At 47.1% G+C, this 20,770-nt stretch carries 19 protein-coding genes; 11 read left to right on the top strand and 8 right to left on the bottom strand.

The genetic code is table 11. The features are described 5' to 3' along the window. Positions 1-927: fatty acid desaturase (locus CMO31_06920; protein ID MAZ53733.1), on the bottom strand; the 927-nt coding region annotated here is incomplete at its 3' end. Positions 928-1,210: 283 nt separating this feature from the next. On the opposite strand from CMO31_06920, the gene CMO31_06915 reads away from it, so the two are divergent. Beyond that, positions 1,211-2,731 carry a hypothetical protein gene (locus tag CMO31_06915; GenBank protein ID MAZ53732.1) on the top strand — a complete coding sequence of 507 codons (1,521 nt, stop codon included), beginning with the start codon at positions 1,211-1,213 and terminating at the stop codon, positions 2,729-2,731. Positions 2,732-2,739: 8 nt separating this feature from the next. Here CMO31_06915 and CMO31_06910 read toward each other — a convergent pair whose 3' ends face one another. From CMO31_06910 to CMO31_06900, 3 genes are all read right to left on the bottom strand, one after another. After that, the gene (locus CMO31_06910; protein MAZ53731.1) at positions 2,740-4,176 is read right to left on the bottom strand and encodes a hypothetical protein; all 1,437 of its coding nucleotides are present in this window, start codon (positions 4,174-4,176) and stop codon (positions 2,740-2,742) included. Next, positions 4,173-4,943 carry a hypothetical protein gene (locus tag CMO31_06905; GenBank protein ID MAZ53730.1) on the bottom strand — a complete coding sequence of 257 codons (771 nt, stop codon included), beginning with the start codon at positions 4,941-4,943 and terminating at the stop codon, positions 4,173-4,175. Before CMO31_06905 ends, CMO31_06910 begins: the two co-directional genes overlap by 4 nt. 176 nt (positions 4,944-5,119) lie before the next feature. Beyond that, complete coding sequence (locus CMO31_06900; GenBank protein ID MAZ53729.1) at positions 5,120-5,923, bottom strand: phytanoyl-CoA dioxygenase; 804 nt, start codon at positions 5,921-5,923, stop codon at positions 5,120-5,122. A gap of 117 nt (positions 5,924-6,040) precedes the next feature. On the opposite strand from CMO31_06900, the gene CMO31_06895 reads away from it, so the two are divergent. Then, a complete protein-coding gene (locus CMO31_06895) occupies positions 6,041-6,853 on the top strand; it encodes a hypothetical protein (protein ID MAZ53728.1) in 813 nt (270 codons plus the stop codon). A gap of 54 nt (positions 6,854-6,907) precedes the next feature. On the opposite strand, the gene CMO31_06890 is transcribed toward CMO31_06895, so the two are convergent. Further along, positions 6,908-7,705 (bottom strand): hypothetical protein, encoded by a 798-nt coding sequence (locus CMO31_06890; protein ID MAZ53727.1) that lies wholly within the window; start codon positions 7,703-7,705, stop codon positions 6,908-6,910. 350 nt (positions 7,706-8,055) lie between these two features. Between CMO31_06890 and CMO31_06885 the strand changes: the two genes are divergently transcribed. From CMO31_06885 to CMO31_06875, 3 genes are all read left to right on the top strand, one after another. Further along, the gene (locus CMO31_06885) at positions 8,056-8,808 is read left to right on the top strand and encodes a 3-oxoacyl-ACP reductase (GenBank protein MAZ53726.1); all 753 of its coding nucleotides are present in this window, start codon (positions 8,056-8,058) and stop codon (positions 8,806-8,808) included. A gap of 221 nt (positions 8,809-9,029) precedes the next feature. Next, on the top strand, positions 9,030-10,475 hold the full coding sequence (locus tag CMO31_06880) for a hypothetical protein (protein ID MAZ53725.1): 1,446 nt from the start codon (positions 9,030-9,032) through the stop codon (positions 10,473-10,475). A 119-nt stretch (positions 10,476-10,594) separates the two neighbouring features. Then, positions 10,595-11,476 carry a phytanoyl-CoA dioxygenase gene (locus tag CMO31_06875; protein MAZ53724.1) on the top strand — a complete coding sequence of 294 codons (882 nt, stop codon included), beginning with the start codon at positions 10,595-10,597 and terminating at the stop codon, positions 11,474-11,476. A gap of 75 nt (positions 11,477-11,551) precedes the next feature. Here the strand turns inward: CMO31_06875 and CMO31_06870 are convergent, their stop codons facing one another. After that, complete coding sequence (locus CMO31_06870) at positions 11,552-12,589, bottom strand: sodium:calcium antiporter (GenBank protein ID MAZ53723.1); 1,038 nt, start codon at positions 12,587-12,589, stop codon at positions 11,552-11,554. A 350-nt stretch (positions 12,590-12,939) separates the two neighbouring features. Next, complete coding sequence (locus tag CMO31_06865; protein MAZ53722.1) at positions 12,940-14,367, bottom strand: hypothetical protein; 1,428 nt, start codon at positions 14,365-14,367, stop codon at positions 12,940-12,942. A 78-nt stretch (positions 14,368-14,445) separates the two neighbouring features. On the opposite strand from CMO31_06865, the gene CMO31_06860 reads away from it, so the two are divergent. Further along, the gene (locus tag CMO31_06860) at positions 14,446-15,189 is read left to right on the top strand and encodes a hypothetical protein (GenBank protein MAZ53721.1); all 744 of its coding nucleotides are present in this window, start codon (positions 14,446-14,448) and stop codon (positions 15,187-15,189) included. Between the two features lie 152 nt (positions 15,190-15,341). Next, positions 15,342-15,524, top strand: coding sequence for a hypothetical protein (locus tag CMO31_06855; protein ID MAZ53720.1), 183 nt, complete (start codon positions 15,342-15,344; stop codon positions 15,522-15,524). Between the two features lie 106 nt (positions 15,525-15,630). Here the strand turns inward: CMO31_06855 and CMO31_06850 are convergent, their stop codons facing one another. Next, positions 15,631-16,545 (bottom strand): phytanoyl-CoA dioxygenase, encoded by a 915-nt coding sequence (locus CMO31_06850; protein MAZ53719.1) that lies wholly within the window; start codon positions 16,543-16,545, stop codon positions 15,631-15,633. 409 nt (positions 16,546-16,954) lie between these two features. Between CMO31_06850 and CMO31_06845 the strand changes: the two genes are divergently transcribed. The 4 genes from CMO31_06845 to CMO31_06830 are packed head-to-tail and all read left to right on the top strand — an operon-like array spanning position 16,955 to position 20,762. After that, positions 16,955-18,088, top strand: coding sequence for an amidohydrolase (locus tag CMO31_06845; protein MAZ53718.1), 1,134 nt, complete (start codon positions 16,955-16,957; stop codon positions 18,086-18,088). A 10-nt stretch (positions 18,089-18,098) separates the two neighbouring features. Beyond that, entirely contained in the window at positions 18,099-18,476 is a 378-nt protein-coding gene (locus CMO31_06840; protein MAZ53717.1) for a (2Fe-2S)-binding protein, read from the top strand. 29 nt (positions 18,477-18,505) lie between these two features. Further along, the gene (locus CMO31_06835) at positions 18,506-19,780 is read left to right on the top strand and encodes an aspartate aminotransferase family protein (protein MAZ53716.1); all 1,275 of its coding nucleotides are present in this window, start codon (positions 18,506-18,508) and stop codon (positions 19,778-19,780) included. Continuing rightward, positions 19,770-20,762: an aminoglycoside phosphotransferase gene (locus CMO31_06830; protein ID MAZ53715.1), complete on the top strand. Its 993-nt coding sequence runs from the start codon at positions 19,770-19,772 to the stop codon at positions 20,760-20,762. The genes CMO31_06835 and CMO31_06830 overlap by 11 nt, the downstream gene beginning before the upstream one ends. The last annotated feature ends 8 nt before the right edge of the window (positions 20,763-20,770 follow it).

Here is a 20,770-nt window from a genome sequence, read left to right as displayed (position 1 = left end):
ATAACAAGGAACCCCCGCATACATATGATGCTCCGTATGCCAATTCATCCGCCAATACAAGAACTCCGAAAAAGGATCCAAACGAATAGAACGGACGGATTTACGAAAATCATTAGTGTTATCAATGAGGCCACAATGCTGAGTCATACCAATTAAGTAAGCTAACCATGGGGCGGTATGCGTAGCAGACGTAACTAATAACGGTAAGACCCACCAGCCAGTGAAGATAGCTACGACTATCACTAATCCGTGAGACAGGATATGAAAGCGGGGCCAGAACCGCCAATTGTATGTTTGATCAGGTTGATCATCATGAAGGGCTTTTATCCATTCGTTCGCAGGGCTTTCAGAGGAACCCACTATGCCGAAAGCCCGCAAGAAGGTAATGGTAATTGTTGACAACAAACCACCCTTACCAACAGTGATTCTGCCAGGCTGAGAGAACAGGTCAATAGTGAAAAGTTGCCACATGAAAGGTGAAATGAATGATGGTTCGAGAGGCAGAAGGACCTCGCGATCACCGTCCGGATGCAACGTGTAACGATGATGATAAGTGTGACTACTGTTGAATTCGAATGGATCGTGCCAACTAAAGATACTAAGTAAATAGAGGAACAGCTTGTTCAACCACTTAGTACGAAATACCGTGCCGTGACCTAGCTCATGTAAAGCAGCGCCACCAAAAAATGAGGCCACCGTGCCATGGGCGAACAAAGACAACGCGAACAACAGCCACATCTTCTCAGACCAAAACACCCAAGTTACGACGCCCGTTAGAAGGAACAAACCAAAAAAACCACCCGCCTGAAACCAACCCTGAGCATCACTACGCTTCGAAAGCTCAAGAAGCTTCTCACGAGGAACCGGAATTCGATGCCACTTAACCTTGAGTGACTTCCGAATTTCATCCAAAGGCGCGTAATCCATAACCGACGTCCCCCAAACACCAATACTCTACCAATAAGGTCGACCACTAACTCCTTCCGGTCGCTCCTTTACGCAGTAATGAGTTGGTGGGAAGAAGTTGCTGGAAAGTTGATGCTTACCTTTGGCTAAACAACTAGCCAATTACAGTGAGTGCGGAAAAAACCGTTAAGGAGTTAACGAATTTTATTCTTGTCAGTGGCGTTAGGTTTAAAGAACAATGAACAGAGTTCTTTAAGGGTATTGTTTTAGTCACGCTAGCGAGTAGTAAGGACGGGTAAAATTTATGTCTAAACAGCCGAACATCCTTTTCATCTTGACGGATCATCAAGCTTATTATGGGCACCATCGACCTGGGGAGTTCGATTACAGGTTGCCACGGTTCGATTCCTTCTGCCAGGAGGGCGTAAAGTTTGATCGTGCTTACTGTGTAGCTCCCATCTGCACACCTGCTCGGACCAGCATGATGACTGGACTCTACCCAAGTCATCACGGCCTACTGTTCAACACTGAGAGACCAGGAAAACGTGACATAGATTTGAGTCAAGAGCTTTACAGTCATCACTTGTCAAATGCTGGTTATCGCAATGCGTACGTTGGCAAATGGCATTGTGGTCATGAACGGTTACCCACTGATTACGGGATCGAAGGGTGGAGTCTGCCGGATTACGGAAAAATTTACATGTCGGAAGCTTATAAGACTTACGCAGAAGAACGTGGTTTCGGTGAAGCTAGAGCACACATCGATTACCATCTGAACCGACCCGAGTGGAATGACAAAACAATCACTCTTCATGATCCTTCTCCTTGGGCTTTTATGAACGGTAGCGGGGTGCTTCAGGGACCCCCAGAAGCTCATGAGGAGCAGTTCGTGGCCCACTTAGCATCAGAAAAACTTCGTGAACTGTCGGATGATCAGCAGCCCTGGAGTTTAGTCGCGAGTTTTTGGGGACCACACCAACCGTATTACCCGAGCGAACCTTACGCCTCAATGGTAGACCCTTCTACCATTCCGGAGTACCCCACTTTTAATGATGACCTTGAGGGTAGACCTTTACGATACGCGTTCCATAGGGATATCAACCACCGTAGTTCACATGAATGGCCGGAATGGTCAACTTGGCAAACTATTCTTGGGCGCGCGTACGGACAGGGCTACCAGACGGACGCGGCTGTAGGGACGATTCTCGATACGCTCCGTGAGAGTGGTCAGGAAGATAATACTCTCGTTATTTGGTGCGCTGATCATGGGGATGCACTAGCCAGCCATGGGGGAATGTGGGACAAGGCCACTACTTATATTGAGGAAGTCGCACGAGTGCCATTAGCTGTTAGGTGGCCCGAAGCGATAAACCCGGATCAGAGTAATAGCCAACCCATCAGTAATCTAGATGTAACAGCAACCATGCTTGATGCGGCGGGCATAACAGTGCCTGAAGAGATGCATAGTCGTAGTCTCCTGACGTTATGCCAGGAACCTGCTTCTGCTGCATGGCCGGACCATGTTATTTGCCAGCACCATGGTCATGTTGTGGAACTCACCCAACGTATTTGCATTACTGATCGCTTTAAGTATGTGGCTGCGCTGTTCGATGGTGATGAACTTTACGATCTTGAAGATGATCCGTTCGAGACTAACAACTTAATCAACTCAGCAGCACACAAGGACACGTTACGCCAGTTGCAGGGCTACATCATTGATCGTATTGAAGAGACTAACGATAGGAAAGCTGTGCACCTAGCTCACGCAATAAAATTGGGCTGGCAGGGATTCGATCACTCTTTATGGGTCCCTCAACAGGCATAAGGTTTTGTTTAACTATCTACCTGCTGCCACCGTGAACGCAGAGCGTCGCCCCAAGCATCAACTACTTTACGGGGACCACCCTCCCGCAGGGGACGTCTATGAAGGTTGCGTTCGTGTTCAAAAAGTCGGGTCCTAAAATCTTGCAGTACGTTTAACATGCTGGGTTCGAAAGCAAGATTTTTGGTCTCCCAGGGATCCTCATGAAGATCAAAGAGTTGTTCGTGCCCTAGCGAGTCGGGATCAGGCCCCTGTGGTAGGTAATCCTCTACTTTTTTCGGACGGTATTCCGTCACGTATTTGTAGGAATCCGTGAGGAGAGCCCTTGCCCAGTAGTTACTCTCTATATAGGCGTAATCAGGCCATTCTACAGCGCGCCCTTCCACTAAAGGACGGAGGCTCTTACCCTGAAGGTTGCTTGGTGCCTTGACTTCTAGGTAATCAAGGAAAGTAGGGAGGATATCAACGCCGGATACAAAATGATCCCTATCGAAAGTCCCTTTATTGACCTTAAGGTTGTCACCCAGACTCGCAATAATTGTGGGTACGCGAATGCTTTCCTCGTACAAAGCGAACTTCTGGAAGGTGTGATGTCGACCAGCTGCCTCGCCATGATCTCCACACAGGACTACCAGGGTGTTCTCGAAATGACGACTTGCTTCTAATGCATTCAGAATCACGCCAATATTCTGATCGGCGTCTTCAACGTATCGGTAGAGATTCCACGACATGAAACGCCACTGTTCTTCAGTCCAGTTCTTCATACCGTTCTTGTTATCAGCGTGAATTAAGGGTCTTTCCCCTCGCCTAAACACCTGCTGGACTACGGTTTCTCGATTATCGTAAACAAAGTTTGGTGGGAGGGGTGGCAGTTCAGCCTCTTCAACAATATCTTGCTCTATAGGACCGGGAATAATCTTGAATGCATGGTTGTGACCGTATTCGCAAATTTCGTGCGGATTAACTAGGTGCACCTGAAGATAAAACGGTTCGCCGCCCTGATGGTGATCAAGAAAATCCACTGCTGCTCTTACTGTCACGCGATCATGAAACTCGCCGCCACTGGCACCAATGTCTGTCTTACCTTGGTAAAGATTCCTGAAGCTAGTGCGTACTTCCCGTCCATCAACATGCCATTTACCTGCATGGTAGGCCGGAATCCCATCCTGCTCAAGTATTTGGCCCAAATCAGGAATATCATCGTGCATAAGCCCACCGTTAAAAGGGACGCCATTTTCAGAGGTGTATAGTCCGGTCATCCAACTGGCTCGAGCAGCGGCACAAACCGGATCAGTGCAGTAACTCCGCATGAAAGACACTCCATGCTCCACAAGTCGGTCGATGTTGGGAGTATTAACGTGAGGATTGCCATAAGCTGATACTGCGTCCCAGGTTTGCTGGTCAGTACTTATGAAAAGGACATTTGGTGATTCCCGCACTTTCCTCACCCATCCCGTTCAACAAGCACGTAGGTGGAGAAAGTCATGGCAATCAAAGCAACATCTCCGGTCTCAGTAACCCACCAGTAAGTTGGTGGTAACCCCTCGCCTTGAAGGGAGTAGCCAAATAGTTGGTGATGTCCTCCTTGTAGCTCGAAAGTCCACTTTTCAAGCGGCCGGATTCGGCAATTAAGTTTTGGAATCTGGAGATCCTCTAGGACACACAAGTCATCTACGGTGTCTCCCGCGAGAGCAGGAAGGATGTCTAGGAGGGCCCAAAAACCAGTTGGGTTTTGGGGATTGCAAACTCCCGACACAAAAGACATTCCGTTGGCTGTCGTTAATTGAACGTTAAGTTTACCCTCGGCGTTCTGACACTGCGCCGTCCAGTCTATGCCCGAGTAACTACTATCTGCTGAGTTGCTTGTTCGAATATTCCAAGGAGATATAAGGGGTCGGAGTGGTTCATCCTTACAAGCAAAGTTTAGATTCAGATGTTCACCACTTTGATCATTGGAATGCATTACTTTGTAGGACCATTCACCGTCATCTCTTCGTGTCCGATTTGCTGTGACACTCCCCATTGGGAAGGCGTTCCGAGGGTACCAATCAGCCCAGTAATTTGGGAGCATTAAGTAACGGTGGAACTTATGATCTGCGCTGCTGCTTACTGGTTTGGAAGAGAGGGCTCGCGCCAGAGGGGTAGTTAGTTCTTTTTCATAGTCCCATTTTTGGTGAGAAGCCGTGTTGTTAATAGTCCAGTGAAGTTGGGTCATGGTTACTGTTTACCGACCTTAGGCGGTTTAGGTCTCCTTTAGCGGTAATGCAGTACCCAGTCTACCTCAGTACAGTTACTCACGAAACAATAGGCGTCGTCGTTGTGGTCAACTGCACTTGGCTTCATTAACAGCGGAACAACTCACAAGTTGTGCTTGCGATTTTTGTTCGGCAGTTACGTTCTGTGGCTGTAGATCACTGGGTTAAGAGGAGTATCAATAGGTTTACCTACTTCTGCGCCAGGAAGATATTTTGCCCAATCATTGTGCTGGGCCTCCCGTACCGGTTGCGCCAACCGCATTCCATCCTCAAAGTAAATGATCGTCATTACGCCTCGCATTTGGTTGGTATTGTTAGGCCCTGCCCGATGGAAAGTCCAACCACGATGGAATGACACTTCACCAAGATCAAATTCTCCCTCATCCTTTTCGTAATCCCGAAGGGATCGCCCAATTGCAATCTCACTTTCATCGGAAATTTCCATGTCACGGTTGGTGAGTAGATGATGACTACCAATGCAAAACGAAAGTGGTCCCATGTTGATTGGTATGGCCTGCAGCGGAATCCAAGCGGTTACTGAATTAGGATTACTTAATGGCCAGTAATGCTGATCAGCATGCCACGGAGTGAAACCTCCTCCAGGCTCCTTAAAGAGAGCCTGATCATGGTACAACCGCACACCCTCTACTTTTAGGAGCTCTGCAGCAATGCGACCTAGTCTTTGTGAAAGTACCAACTCAGCGACTTGTTTGCTCTTAGTCCAGATGTTCCCGATTTGGAGAAAAGCCTTACCGTAAGTACTGCGCTCATTGAGATCAAGATTCTGGGTGTTGAGCTTTCTTACCATGTCAGTAATTGCCGAACCATATTCTCGAATGATTTTGGGCGAAAGCACTTCCTTCAGTTTGATGTAACCATTTTTTTGGAAACGCTTTACGTGATCTTCGGTTACTAAATACGGTTCATTCAAGCTGTCCATAATTGAAGAGAAGTATATCAAACCACGTGACCAGAACAGCCCCTTTAAGGGGTTTGTAACTAGGATAGTGCTACAAAGTGATATGTTTTGGAACGAATCGTTTTTACGGAGGCATTTATGCTTACGACGCAACAAGTAGAGCACTTTCGCAATTACGGTTACGTGCCCGTGGAAAATTTTTTCAATAATGACGAGATTAGAGCAATGCTTCATGAACTGGAGCGCTTTAAAAGAGAAGGTTTGGGGCACAATGTAGCTACGGAAGGTGACGGTACAACACCTTCCGATGTAGATGTTAACTATCAGATAATCCCTCTGAAGGACAAAAGTCATCTTTTTCGTTCCCTTCCGTTCCATGACCTAGTTCTCGAAACTGTGAATCAACTGATTGGGGATCCTGTCGTCAGGGTTCTTGACCAAATCTTCTTGAAACCGGGTCATAGTGGTACGGGCACTGATTGGCATCAGGATAACGGCTATTTTCAAGTTGCTGACCCCACTAAAGGAACAGCCATGTGGGTAGCTATGCATGACGCAACGATTGCGAACGGTACACTGCATGTAGTTCCTAATTCTCATCAGATGGTGCTTGAGCATGGGCGCGACCCTGGGAGCAATCATCATCTACACACTGAAGTAGACGATTCTCTGGCAGTACCTATCCCACTCGCTGCAGGTGGCGTCGTGTTTTTTAATTTCGGGATTGCCCATTCAACTAGACGTAACAACTCCGACAAGGAACGAGCTGGCTTGGCGTACCATTTTTTGAATACTGATTACGTACCAACACCGTTTCCTAAATTTTTTCCTAAGGATCTAGTGCACCTTACCGGTACTGATTCTACGGGCGGGGAGAAAGAGTTTGGCGTCCGCGTGGCAGGCAGCTGGGAAGATGAAGTTAGGAAGCTAGTTGACGCTCCTTCGGCTTGACCACGGAATAAACATTCGGATTAAGGACCATTAACTAACGTTTTTTATTATTGTTTAAGTGTTTGATGCTGATTCACGAATAGACTCAACAAACATCGCTTGGCTCGGCATGATGTTGGCCACGTTCAGTTCGGGACCAAACATCTTGAAGTAACTTTCGAGATTTCGTTGCAATTTATTTTTTGGTCCTTCTTTGGGCGACGTGACCTCGAACACGAGGGTTTCCAGGCCTAAAGCTTCTATCACCATTCCGATCTCGTCGACCGCTCGATCGCCCTGCAAATCGAACTCCTCGTGGTCTAACATGACCGCGAATGAGCCAGCCTCAAGAAATGGCTCCGCAGCCTTCAGGATTTCTTGTGAGGACGAAGCGCATGCGGGTTGGTTGGGGTCCCAATTTCGAGGAGGGTGGTACTCAAAGATGATGCGCATGTCGTTATCGAGAGCTAGTTGTCTCCAGGCCCGCCACTGCTCCGTCCCTACATCAGTCCCCGTATTCATGAACTCTATAGTCCTGAACCCTAATTCGCTTCCGGCCACAATGGCCTTTTCAACAACACCCTGTCGATAGGCGCGCATGAAGTAGGTGTGGTCCAGATAGGGTTCAATGCCGAAGCGTTGGTAAGTCTTGATCTTGCGCTTTAACCAATCCGCGGGGCTGAACAGAACTTGGGTGGTAACGATCTTTACGTAATCCAGCCGGGCTGCGGCCACTTCCAGGAAGTCGGCCAATTCGACCAGGCCCATGCGCTCCGAGTATTTGGGAGCTTCATCAAACCCTACATCCTTCAGCCAAATTTGATGCAAAGCGCGTGGTTTAGAGAACGCCGGAACCGAGAATACTTCCGCCATCGAATACCGTTTCATGTTTTGCCCCCTTGCCTTTAGAAGCTGTCGGAAAGCTGTCTAGACCACGCATAGTACCTTAGGACGAGTCATCAGATAATTCATACTACTAATGAGTTTATTGATTGCCGTTGAGGCTGTAAGACCAGCCGTAAGCGTTCTTGCTCTTGGGTTACCCTAGAAGCAGCTCGCGGCTAATAACCCAAATGGCCACTACGGCGGGATCTTCAGATCGAGACAAATATCGATATATTTGCCATCTGGAACGCAAACCTTGCGTGAGGGACGAGAGGGAAATAGAATAGGGTGTTCCGCTATTTTTTCTAACACAGTTGCGAAGGAAGGGAAAGTTGGTAATGGGAAGCCAAGAATTCCAAGGTAGAACTGCAACGGTCACTGGGGCGGCACGTGGAATAGGTTTAGCGGTTGCCCACCGCCTAGCTGAAGGTGGCGCTTCCGTCTCGTTATGGGACATCGATGCTGTCCGTCTGGAGGAAGCAGCATCAGAATTTAATGACAACAGTAAAGTACACACCACGGTAGTCGATATCACCAGCATTACTTCGGTACTTAATGCCGTAGAAACTACTGAACATGAGCTGGGACCGATAGATATTCATATTAATAGTGCTGGTGTTGCTGGACCTAATTTCACTACTTGGGAATATCCGCTCGAAGAGTGGAACCAAATACTAGCGGTCAACTTAACCGGCACGTTTCTATGCTGCAAAACAGTTTTACCAAGCATGATGGAACGCGGTTACGGCCGCATCGTCAATATCGCGTCTATAGCAGGGAAGGAAGGAAACCCTAATCAAGCAGCTTATAGCGCTTCCAAGGCTGGAGTGATCGGCTTAACCAAAACCCTAGGTAAAGAAACACATGAGAGTGGCGTCTTAGTAAATTGCATTACGCCCGCTGTAATTAAAACGGATATCCTTTCGCAAATGACAGAAGAGCACATTAGTTACATGCTCTCTAAGATCCCACTAGGGCGCCTAGGCCAACCAAAAGAGGTGGCAGAGTTAATAGCATGGCTATCATCTGAAGCTTGTTCATTCTCTACTGGGGCCGTGTTCGATATTTCTGGTGGGAGGGCTACCTACTAACCTTACGCCATCAGGCATAATTGATTAACTAAAAACTCGTACCAGTTTTACGTACTGTCCATCCAAGCTCAACCCTATGAGGAATACATTTAACTTTCTTGTTACTCCACGTTGGATTGATGATAATCACACCGATGTTCCCCCCACAATTCTAAGGTAAACTGTGTACCTGCCAAAAGCTACGGCATCTTTTTGGTTTAGTCAGGAGAGGTTTGCGTATCATGGATCGACAACCAAGTGACACCCCAGTAACAGACGAATCAACGCTTAACTTTCATCTTATGCATCCGGGTGGTGACAGTTCCCCCGGCGATCCGAACGCAGCCTTCTGCATAGATGGTACTTATCACCTTCATTACATCCTGTCCCACATGTGGCAAGGTAACCGCAGTTACTCATTTGTCCACGTCACTAGTACAGACATGCTTAATTGGACTTGGCAAAAGACAAAGCTCCAACCATCCCTTACTGGACATGGCATGTTCAGCGGTACTGGCTTTATCACGAAAGAAGGTCTACCCGCAGCGATTTACCACGGTCAAAAATCGGGAAGTAATCAAATTGCAATTGCTAAAGACAAAACCCTTACAGCCTGGGAGAAACCCTATCCTGTTCAGTATGACAAAAGCGATGACCAAAGGCAGTGGGACCCAGACTGTTTCATTGTCGGGGATACCTATTACGCATTTGGTGGTGGTGGTAATCAACCACTCGTAAAGTCGTTAGACCTGACCAACTGGACTTACGTTGGGGACTTTATGCGTCACGAAACACCAGACACTGCTATCGGGGAGGACATTTCTTGCCCAAACTTCTTCCCCCTGGGAAACAAATGGATGTTGCTATGCATAAGCCATTCGTTCGGTTGCCGCTATTACTTAGGCGACTGGGATAATGAGGCTGAACAATTTGTGCCAGAAAGTCACGGTCGCATGAACTGGCGGCGACCTGAAGAGTCTCTATTTAAAACTGTCTACCGCGATTTTTTCGCACCTGAGAGTGTACTCACCACGGACGGTCGTCGAGTAATGTGGGCGTGGTTAGCCACCATCAATGAAGAGATATATAACCGGACCATAATGTCCTTACCTAGAGAATTAAGCCTCGGAGATGACGGGAGTTTAAGAATTAGACCTTTACGTGAACTTGAGGCGCTCCGTCACGACAAAAAGAACCTCAGCGAAATCGCTGTTGCTCCCCCACAACCTTCGCACAACGCCTCTATGAAAAAACACCTTATGGACCTCAATGGCGATGCCTTCGAAATCAGGGTCCGAGTTTCACGGGAGCAGGCTACACGAAAACGCTTCGGGCTAATGTTGTTTGCTAACGACGATCTTGAAGGCTTTCCAATCATGATTAGACCGGAAACGGGAACGATTCGGGTTGGAACAACAGATGCACCTTTTGCTGTCTGCGATCTACCTGAAGCAGAAGATGTAGAAATTCGTATTTATATTGATAAGTATCTCGTCGAGGTGTTCGTTAATGACCGTCAGTCCGTAGTGGGAGCACACGATGATTACTGTGACGCACAAGGCTTCTATGCATATACATACGGAACTACAACGATCCTTAAGGAGGTTGAAGTATGGCGAATTCAACCAACAAACGACGGATTCCTCAAGGCACGCGAAAATTGCATCTGGGCACCCGATACCGAATGATTCTTTAAGGAAGATCACCACTCGCCCCACACCACCAGTCCAATCCCTAAGGTTCAGCAGTTACCCAGTCACTGTCTTTCCGAATTTTGGGAAAATCCGTAAACAGAATCGCTCAAAAAATGATTTATAGTGATGCTATGGCGATTAAGGACCCAAAAAAGCGGGAACAGCTTACTCGTGATGGCTTTTGCGTGTTCAATCAGGTGTTGGATGCCGAGACAGTAGCTAACCTAAATGCGATGAGTGAATGGACGATAGAAAAACAGCGCCTTGATAATCCTGATCATTTCGAACGTCATCGGTCTCAAGGATGCATCATTCCTTACTGGAAATACCCCCACACAGCTTTCGCTGAACTCATAGCTAACGACGGAGCCATGAATTCCCTTGCAAGCCTAGGTTTTGATCAACCTAAGGTGTGGAGTGGATTCGTTATCAGCAAACCACCAAAAAGCCCACAGCTTTACTGGCATCAGGATGGCGTACTTTGGGACCACCCAATTTCACTCACCGGCCAACCACAGCAATTCTTCCTCATGTACTATCTTGTTGACACTACTCCCGAAAACGGTTGTTTGCGTGTCATCCCGGGTTCTCATAGACAACGGCACTCTATACACGACATACCACGTAAAGCCCATCAAGACGATGCCATCGGCCGAGCCGAGGACATGCAGCATCCTGCCATGCGCAAAGCTGAGGGAGAGATTGACGTACCCGTTCAGGCTGGTGACGTTGTAATGGGTGATTCACGGCTGCTTCACTCTGCCCATGGCAATAATAGTGATGCTTGGCGAACGGTTCTCACAATCTGGTATTGGCCGGCTTATAATGAATTACCGAACGACGTAAAGGCTTTGGTAGTAAAATCTCTCGAAGATCCGACCTGGCAATCGTGGGTCCAAAACACTCAATCAATCACTAAACATCTGATCCCCCATTACGACGGTAAATATGAATCAATTTCTTGGAATAATCAACCGGGCAATAATCTTGAGTGAACCGCCCTAGGTGTTTAGGATAAAACTCCACACGAGGCCATAGGCACACTTGGATTTTCTAGCTAACCACCGTCATTATATTGACCCGGGCACCAAATACCCCATAACTACAGTAACTAGGTAAGCGGCAACAAGTACAACTCCGAAACTCTTACTAAAGACTAAGGACGTACGGCTAATCCCTATCCGGAGTACAGCTACCACTAAGAGCATTGAAGGGAAAAAGAGATAAAAGAATTCGGGTGGAACCTCCAGGCCTCCACGTGTCACTGCGGCTGCTGCTCCACTTACGAAAAGAACATTGAGTACATCTGCGCCAAGGACGTTACCAAGAGCAAGTTCCCCATGGCCTTTCCTAACAGCGGTTATTGCGGTTACTAATTCAGGTAAAGACGTGCCAAATGCTACTAGTGTCGCAGCAATAATCGCCTCAGGTATATGGAGGCGAAGAGCAGTCTCCTCTACCGTTGGAATTAGGATCTGAGAACCTATTAGGACCATGGCCGCTCCTAAAATCAGGGCTAACCCCATAAAAGTAGTACCGTTACTTGGATCGGACGGAACAGCCGAACTATCGGCCCCGCCATCCGAAGTGGCTTTAGACCAAGTTATAGAACGCCAAAAATATAAGCCGAGTAACACTAGAAACCCAATACCGACAATTTGTGGGAGTTGACCTCCGACGGAGAAAATCTTATTCAGCGATAGGAAAGGGATGCAAACAACAACTAGTAAGATGACGCTCGCTACCTGAATCCAACTCTGACGGTTCACTAGTGCCTTATCAACCGGTACGGCACCTACAAGAATAGCGAGTCCCAGTATCAAACCAGTGTCGGCGATTATCGAACCAACGGCGTTGCCTAGTGCCAGTCCTGGGGATCCTTGTATGGCAGCAAACACGCTTACTGCTGCTTCAGGCAGAGTTGTGGCTAAACTAACTATTGTGGCCCCGATCAGTATCGTGGGTACTCCCCATTTTACAGCTAGGGAAACAGCTTGATCAGCTAGAATATCGGCACCCTTGACAAGGATGACAAGTGAAACAGCGATTATTGGGAAGAGGGCGGTAAGTGGTAATTGCCCTACAATATCTCCAAGCCACGCGTCCATTATGAGTCACCCGCTCGTGGTGAAACTAGTGGTTCCCCAGAACTAACCTTATTAACAAATTTTAGGAGCAACGCGTCAAGAGATTTATCCATATTTGCCTCTCCTTTTCACCAGCTTAACCAACCCTACAGCCAGGAAGCATCCACGAAAACTATACGCTCTAAACGTCCATAGCTAAATCATCGTGTTTATACTCTTCGACCATTCCTTACAAAGTGGTTGCTTTGCAACCTAATCAGCGTCTCTGCCTAATATATTAATCGACTGATAAAAACGTAACATGCAACCTGGTTTTACGTAAAAGGACCAGTAATTCCAATTCTCTTTCGACCCGATCATTCTTTTAACAGTTAATGATCTGCCAAGTCGAACGGACCGGTAAAATCATAGATCGTGGCTTCTCGAAACTCAAACTTAAGACTTAAGGAACGACCAGCAAGTTGTGCAGTGTTTTGTTGCCACAGTAATGGGGACTCTAAGGAATCTTGGCTAATTGGTTCGCAATCCTCGAAACCGAAACCCTCCAGTTCGGATCCGATTTCATCAATAACAGCAGCCCGAATCACGCCACCAGCTCCGACAATGGCATTGATGGTAACTCCCCCTACACCCCAAATTAAGGGAGTCGTAGTCAATTGCCCATCAACCCCACCCGCAACGTAGCCAGCAAATCTATTGCGGGGAATCGTGGCAAGGCTAAGGTTTCCTTCCCGAAAGTTATTATGTTGACCATTACTGCCGCCGTAATAAAGGTAGTGGGTGTCGCCAACTAGAACAGGTGCTGCAGCGTAAACACAACCACAATCGTAGGCACCATTAGGATATTTCCCCTCGCCCCTCGGAATAAATGGTTCTCCTTCAGCTATACGGTTCCAGTCGATCGAATCCTGACTCCAAGCCAGTTCAGTGTCAACTGTGTCCCAATCATCAGCTTCAGGATCACCCTTATGGAAGATGGCTGGTAAACCCAGGTACGTTGGGCCAATCTGAAATATAGGCATTGAATAAATTTGGTCGTGAAGACCCCGGCCTTGCATAATCACCTCAGGATCGGTCCAGTTAACAAAATCGAGACTCTCAGTCCTCATGGCAGTGCGAATCCCATTATCTACCTCGTCGCCTGTCCAGCCACGGGTGACAGCTACGTAACGGCCGGTAGCATCTCTAATGGCGTTGTTATGAGTATCGCCCACAGCGCTATACTCAGCCCAGGGGACCGATTCAGACCATTGCAAACCATCAGCCGAGAAGGCTACTTCCATTCGCCGAGAGACAGGGTTCTTAAACAGAGCCTTAAACCTCCGGGAAGCATCGGGATCTAAAAGATCTTCTAGGACTCCTGTGCCATGGGCACCGTGCGTTCCTGTAGTCATTACAATATTGTTAGCTGTAGAGCCATCAAACTCTATGAGCCCGAGATCAGGCTTAACCCAAGTCAAGCCATCTTCAGAAGACGCATACATCACCCCATCCTCTGTTTTCCCACCATGATATGCGTTGTGGGGTCGTTTATCTAAAGGGGTTTCTTCACTCTGTCCTGCACGTATAAAAGCGTTGTACCAAAGCTTAAATGACCCCTTATTTTGATCGTAAACTACGTTGGGATAAAGGTTGTCATACCGCGCTTCCCACCGCTTGGGCGGATCACCAAAGAATTCCTCAACAAAAAGAGGATTACTGTTGCTCTTCTCGACTCTACCGAGTTCAAGATGGACATTATGCCGCTCACTTACCAAGCTATCGTCGATCACAAGGTAGGTTCGTAAATCTTGATTCATTAACAACTCCTTTGGTCTTTTAAGAAATACTCTTCAAAGTTCTGAACCGCATCCCCAGATTGGTAAACATCCTACCTCGTGTGTAGGTTAAACCAACAAATCTATGAATTGATTGCGCTAAAATTATTAAGTTCAATGGAAGGACGCAACAACAAACATGGACATGTTGTTTGGTATTTAAAGGTTATGCAAAGAGGTTTCCACAAGAGCCTACTAATCCTCCTTGCGTTGACGGTTCTGAGCGCTAGCTACGCACAGATTCGACTGGGTGTCCGTAGGAGTTACCCGGATAACCAGCAGAGCCCACTGGCATTCGAATTTGCAGATATGAAATTCGTCAACGGACTCTTAATCAGTCCTGTAAAACACAAGGCAAACCCATTTGAAGCTTGGGTAATGTGTGGACAATCAGCGGTATTCTTCGATCAACTGAACAACGCAATTATTCTTCAAATGAGTTACACGACGAAACTAGCTCACCTTTATTGGACAAATAGAGATGGGGTGTTGCTGTCTATTTCACGTCGAAACGAAAACTTAAACCAGATCTGGAATTACTGGCAACAAGGGGCAAGGGCGGGAAAAATTATTTTCGAATTTTCAAACGAAATAGCGAAAACTTTTCATCCAACTTATGCTTTTTCTAGTGACATCATAGATTTTGCTGTGATTGGGAGCGATGAACTTATTAACGACCTATTAACTGCTCACAAAGATGTTCTAATGACACTCGAAGGCACTGAGGGGATTAACAGTATCAGGATTCCTATTCAGGCCCTTTCTGAACTCAAAGCTGGATTCGGAAAAACTTGTTTAGAATAGCAACGCTTGAGCTTAACGCACCGTCAACACTACGGGTAGATCGTTTGATTAAATGAGAATTAAACATATGCCCGTTAAGTTTATTTTTTGATTACGGCACCGAAACGCCTCCATACACTGGTTGATAGATCCCGAGTAGCGAGGAGCAAATCATGCAAATGATTAGTCTCAACGATGCAGTTGTACACCCTAGTAGTTTTTATGGATCTGTGAAAGCCCCACCACTCTCAAAATATGCGAAATTAAGAAACCTGAGAAACGGTGAGGGGACAATAATCGCGTTGTCGGGAATAAATTCCCAATCACAAAGGGATGGTATTTTTGTGGGTCTTTAGGCAAACAAGTTCTGCTCTGAGGAATCACTTACCAACTGTTAACGATTAACTCAACCACAAGATTATTTGACAAGTATTTTCAAACGCTGTTTCGACAATCTGGCAATTAAAGGGTTGTCCCTGACTTCATTGTGATACGTGGACTCCCTTCTTCACCCACCCATACTCCGCATGGTCCTCCTCCTTCACTAACGTCAAGGTTCACTTCTTGACCGTCCATGTCAAGTACAGGAAAGTAGTGTTCAGCCACCTTCCTGGCTTCACCGACAATGTAATGTCCTATTAAAGACTGTCTAAAACAAACGTCACTGGTATTAGGAAGGCTGCCGTGGATAATTTGGCCATTGAAGAAGAGTACATCTCCCGGGTTCATGATTATGGGCTCTGAAGTCATTCCATCTGGCAAAGGAACGGTAGTATCTATAAAACTCTCTTCAAGGGATGCTTTCTCGGTACATAGTACGGGTAGATCTTGGCTTCCGGGAACCACCTGCAAACACCCATTCTCGGTGTCACTATGATCAACCGCCATCCAGGCTGCAACGCAGGTACCAGGTTGAACCTGAAGATAGTATTGGTCCTGATGCAAGGCCTGACCACGGGCCCCTGGCGGTTTGAAGTAGTACATGGTTTGCACAGCATAGGGATCTCGCCCTAACAAGGCTTTTAGCCAGGTACGTATACGTTGATCGAGGAGCCAAGAGAGACTCAGCTGGTCATATCGATGCGGCTGCATTATTCGGGGAAAAACCGCCAAAGGGTCGCCATCATGTAAGGTTCGATAAGATCGTTCGGCGTTATTTTGGATTATTTTTTCTATCGGCCTCTTCTGCATTGAGTCAGCATCAAATTCAACCCCCTGAACGGTTGACGTCTCTTCCGCTCGTAGAGATAGATTAATTGCCTTAAAATGCTCTCGATAATGGTTAATTTCATCTCGACAGAAAAGACCAGGGACGAGTGTGTAACCGGAATGCTGGAAAGTCGCAATTTTATCGGGATCAATAATTACGTCATCCATATGCACCTTAGAAACCTCCAAAGTTCTATTGGCTTATCATAGTTTCAATACTTTGTTTTTTCAAATCGAGGTAAGTTACCTCTCCCTACTTTCGGCTAATCAAAAGATGCCTTTAATCCGATCGTAGCTAAATATATTGTCCAGTAGCCGGATTCCATGAATGGCCTCGTTACTTCCTTAATAGAGTATTCCCTCATAAACTTACTGGATGGTTATCTGCTCAGAATTTTTTGTGCAGGATAAAGATGGCTTAACGCAGGCTAAGACGAACGATGGTTATTGTTTCGAGAGTTTGGGTGGGATGTCTATCGTGCTATGGTTCAACCAGATTTTTACCTTCCGGGTACGGCGTTGCATCTCTCATAAATCCTAGCAATTGCCACCCGAATCATTGAGGAGGACGGGTATTATGGCGCAACTAGGTACGCACCCAATCTCGGCTCCAGGGTGGCCTGAAAAAACCAGCGAAGACGTTGCTCTTATTGACTGTGATGTCCATCATAACGTTAGGTCACCGAAAGACCTCTTCCCCTTTCTCTCTCGCGCTCATCAAGAAATATTGACCGACCAAGGTTTGTTGCTTCCCAGTAGCGGATACTTTAATGTGCCATGGCGCATGAATCGGCCCGACCTCTCAGAAGGAAGGGATGACGGCATACAGATGAGAGAACGCTGCGATAATTACGCCTTTCTTCGGGAGCGACATCTCGATGTTTGGCAGGTTGACTATGCTCTCCTAACGGGCCCCCCTCCGTTCTACTCAGTGTGTGTCCTTCCGGATGTAGATTATGCTGCCGCGCTTTGCCGGGCCTTCAACGACTTCACGCTCGAGCAATGGCTACCCCATGACGAGAGGCTCCTAGCGGCGATTATGGTCTCGCCATCTGATCCTATACAGGCCGTCCAGGAGGTCAAACGTCTTGCTGATCATCCTCAGGTTGTCGGGATAACCATTCCGAATGGCGCCCGATTTCCCTACGGAAACCGCTTTTATCACCCTCTTTGGGAAGCATGCGAACAATCTAATCTCGGAGTAATTGTGCATGCTGGGGCTGCAGGAGCAGGTATAGCTCCTCCGATCTCTGCTGTTGGAATGCCTACCTATTACATGGAGGAACGGATGGCCCGTCCAGCACAAGCCACTGCACATTGCGCTTCCATGATTTGTGAAGGCGTCTTCGAAAAATACCCAAACCTGAAGGTTGCCTTTATCGAGGTGCAACAGTATTGGGCGATCGGTTTAATGTGGCACATGGACGCCGATTGGAAAGCCCTGCGAGATCAAACTCCTTGGCTTAAGATGTTGCCAAGTGAGTACTTTCGTCGTAACGTCCGGGTTGGCTCGCAACCCATGCATGAACCGGAAACGCCAGATCAGCTTCTAGGGATGCTTGATTCTATGCATGCTGACGAGACTCTCATTTACTGTTCGGACTTTCCCCATTACGACTGGGATGATCCAACTACTAATTTCCCTCCACTCGAGCCCAATCTACACCAGCGCATTTTCTCCAAAAATGCTGCCGAAATGTTCGGCCTCTAAAGGAACTTTAATGACGCGCGTGATGGTCGGTAAAGTTAACGATATTCCTCCTGGGGAAAGAAAACTGGTGGTACCTTTTCGGGGTCGAGCCGGTATAGGTGTATTTAATGTCAACGGGTCTTTTCATGCCCTGCGAAACATTTGCCCTCATAATTTTGGTCCCTTATGTACGGGCCGAGTAACTGGACACGTGACATCTGAAGGTCCCGGCTCTTCGAACTTTAATGGACTTAGGTTCGAGCGTGATGGTGAGATCATTCGGTGTCCTTGGCACTTATGGGAATTTGAAATTGCTACTGGTCAATGTCTTGTCGATCCAAACGTGCGAGTGAAAACCTATCCCGTAATAATCAATGATGATGAGATTGCAGTTGAATACGATGACTGACAGCCTACTTAAGGGAAGGAACGCCATAGGTGAATCACAAAACTATCTCGGATCGCCGTGAGAAACTTTTAGGGGGTGGTACCCCCGTTTTTTACGAGGAACCCGTCCACGTCGTCCGGGGTGAGGGGGTATGGCTCTTTGATGCTGACGGTAGGAAATATCTTGACATGTACAACAATGTTCCGTGTGTAGGACACTCCCATCCACATGTAGTAGCGGCGTTAAGTGATCAAGCCTCTACCCTTAACGTACACAGCCGCTACCTACATGAGGGCATCCTCAATTACGCGGAGCGTTTGATGGAATTACACATAAACCCGTTGACAAGCGTCGTGTTTTCCTGTTCTGGTACCGAAGCCAGTGAAGTAGCTATAAGGATCGCTCGTTCTGTAACCGGCGGGCAAGGCATTATCGGTACGAATGCTGGGTACCACGGCAATAGTGCAGAAGTTCGTAAAGTTACGGGAAGAGACGCTAGTACTGACTTTCGCACCATTAATTTCCCACAAACATTCCGGCCCCTGATTGAGAATGTCGGCGGCAGTGCTCTGACAACACTTTACCTAGACCAGATTGAATCAGCGATACAAGCCTTTAAAGAGCAAGGGACAAAACTAGCTGGTATGTTAGTCTGCTCAATCCTAGCTAACGAGGGATTACCTGACATTCCAATCGATTTCATGCCGCGTGCGGCAGAAATGGTTCGTAATGCAGGTGGACTATTTATTGCCGACGAGGTACAAGCTGGATTCTGCCGCACTGGACATTGGTGGGGTTACGAGACTACAGACTTCTTACCAGACATTGTCACTATGGGGAAACCAATGGGTAACGGGTTTCCTTTGGCGGCAACAGCAGCCAGACACAAACATATTACGCAGTTCCGTAAAGCAACCGGTTATTTCAATACTTTCGCATCAACTCCGCTCCAGGCAGCTGTCGGGATGGCGGTCCTAGATGTGATTGAAGAAGAAAATCTTCAGAAAAACGTGATCGATGTCGGTTCCTATCTGATTACGGAATTAAGGGGCTTGCAGCACTCGTGGGAATGCATGGGTGACGTCCGAGGTCATGGTTTATTCGTCGGAATTGATTGGATCCAGGACTATGGTACGAAATTTCCGGACGAATTAGGGGCTGTAGCTGTAGTGAACAACCTAAAAGATATGGGGTTTCTTATTAGCAACTCTGGAGTGCATAAGAATGTTCTAAAAATCCGTCCACCGTTAGTGTTTTTGAGAGAACATGCCGATCTGTTTCTCAGTGCTTTTGAGGAGACGCTAAAGGAACTGTATGCCAATTGATAGGTGGCTTCCCTTCCGCATTATCGCTAAAAGAGCTCTTGAGGCGTGGAATCTTGATGGGGCATGTCTTGAAAATCTAGCTATCAGCGAAAATGTCGCGTTCCGGGTAGATGCTAACGGGCAAACGTATGTACTTCGTATTCATAGACCCACTTATCACACTCTCAAAGAACTTAACTCCGAATTACTCTGGACAAAAGCTCTTCGAAAGGAAGGTATAGACGTTCCCAAACCATTGTTGACTCCTGATGGTAATGCCTACGTGGCGCTGCCTCTACCGGGGTCTGATGAGATGCGCAATGTCAGCATGCTCCACTGGGTCGAAGGTGAGCTGCTTGGGAATTTAATTGGTCCGAATACAGATGAAGCTTCGATACGCCAATACTTTGGGCAGCTAGGCCAAACCGCAGCACGAATACATAATCAGTCATCAGAATGGCTTCTGCCTGCAGACTTTGAGCGCCCTAATTTGGACGTTGACGGGCTTGTCGGTCAAAATCCTTTTTGGGGTAATTTTTGGGACCTTCCCCAATATGATTGTAAGCAAACCAAGTTAATTAAAGAGGTGAAACAAGTTGCAACCGAGGTTCTATCAGACTACGCCACCTCACCAAGAACATACAGTTTGATTCATGCTGATCTGCACCCGGAGAATGTTGTTGTCAGCGCTGGTGGGCTTCACATTATCGACTTTGACGATTCGGCTTTCGGCTGGCACGCATACGAATTAGCTATCGCAATAACGAATTACACTGATCATCCCCTCTTTAAACCGATATTGGAGTCGATGATCGCAGGCTACGTTATCCTGCGGCCATTGAATGACTCTGCAATTTCATTAATTCCATTGTTTGTTCTTGTCCGACGGCTGGTGACGCTAGGTTGGGCGTCACAACGCCCAGAAGTTCGTTCACAAGAAAACCTGGTTCTAGAGATCGAGCGAGCTTGTAGGAATGCAGAAGAGTTTTTGGATTCTTGGTAATGACGAAT

This window comes from Trueperaceae bacterium (genome assembly GCA_002707365.1).
Classification (GTDB): domain Bacteria; phylum Deinococcota; class Deinococci; order Deinococcales; family Trueperaceae; genus UBA6957.
Note: the sequence above shows the minus strand (reverse complement) of the source record. Positions and strands in the feature narration are given on the sequence as shown.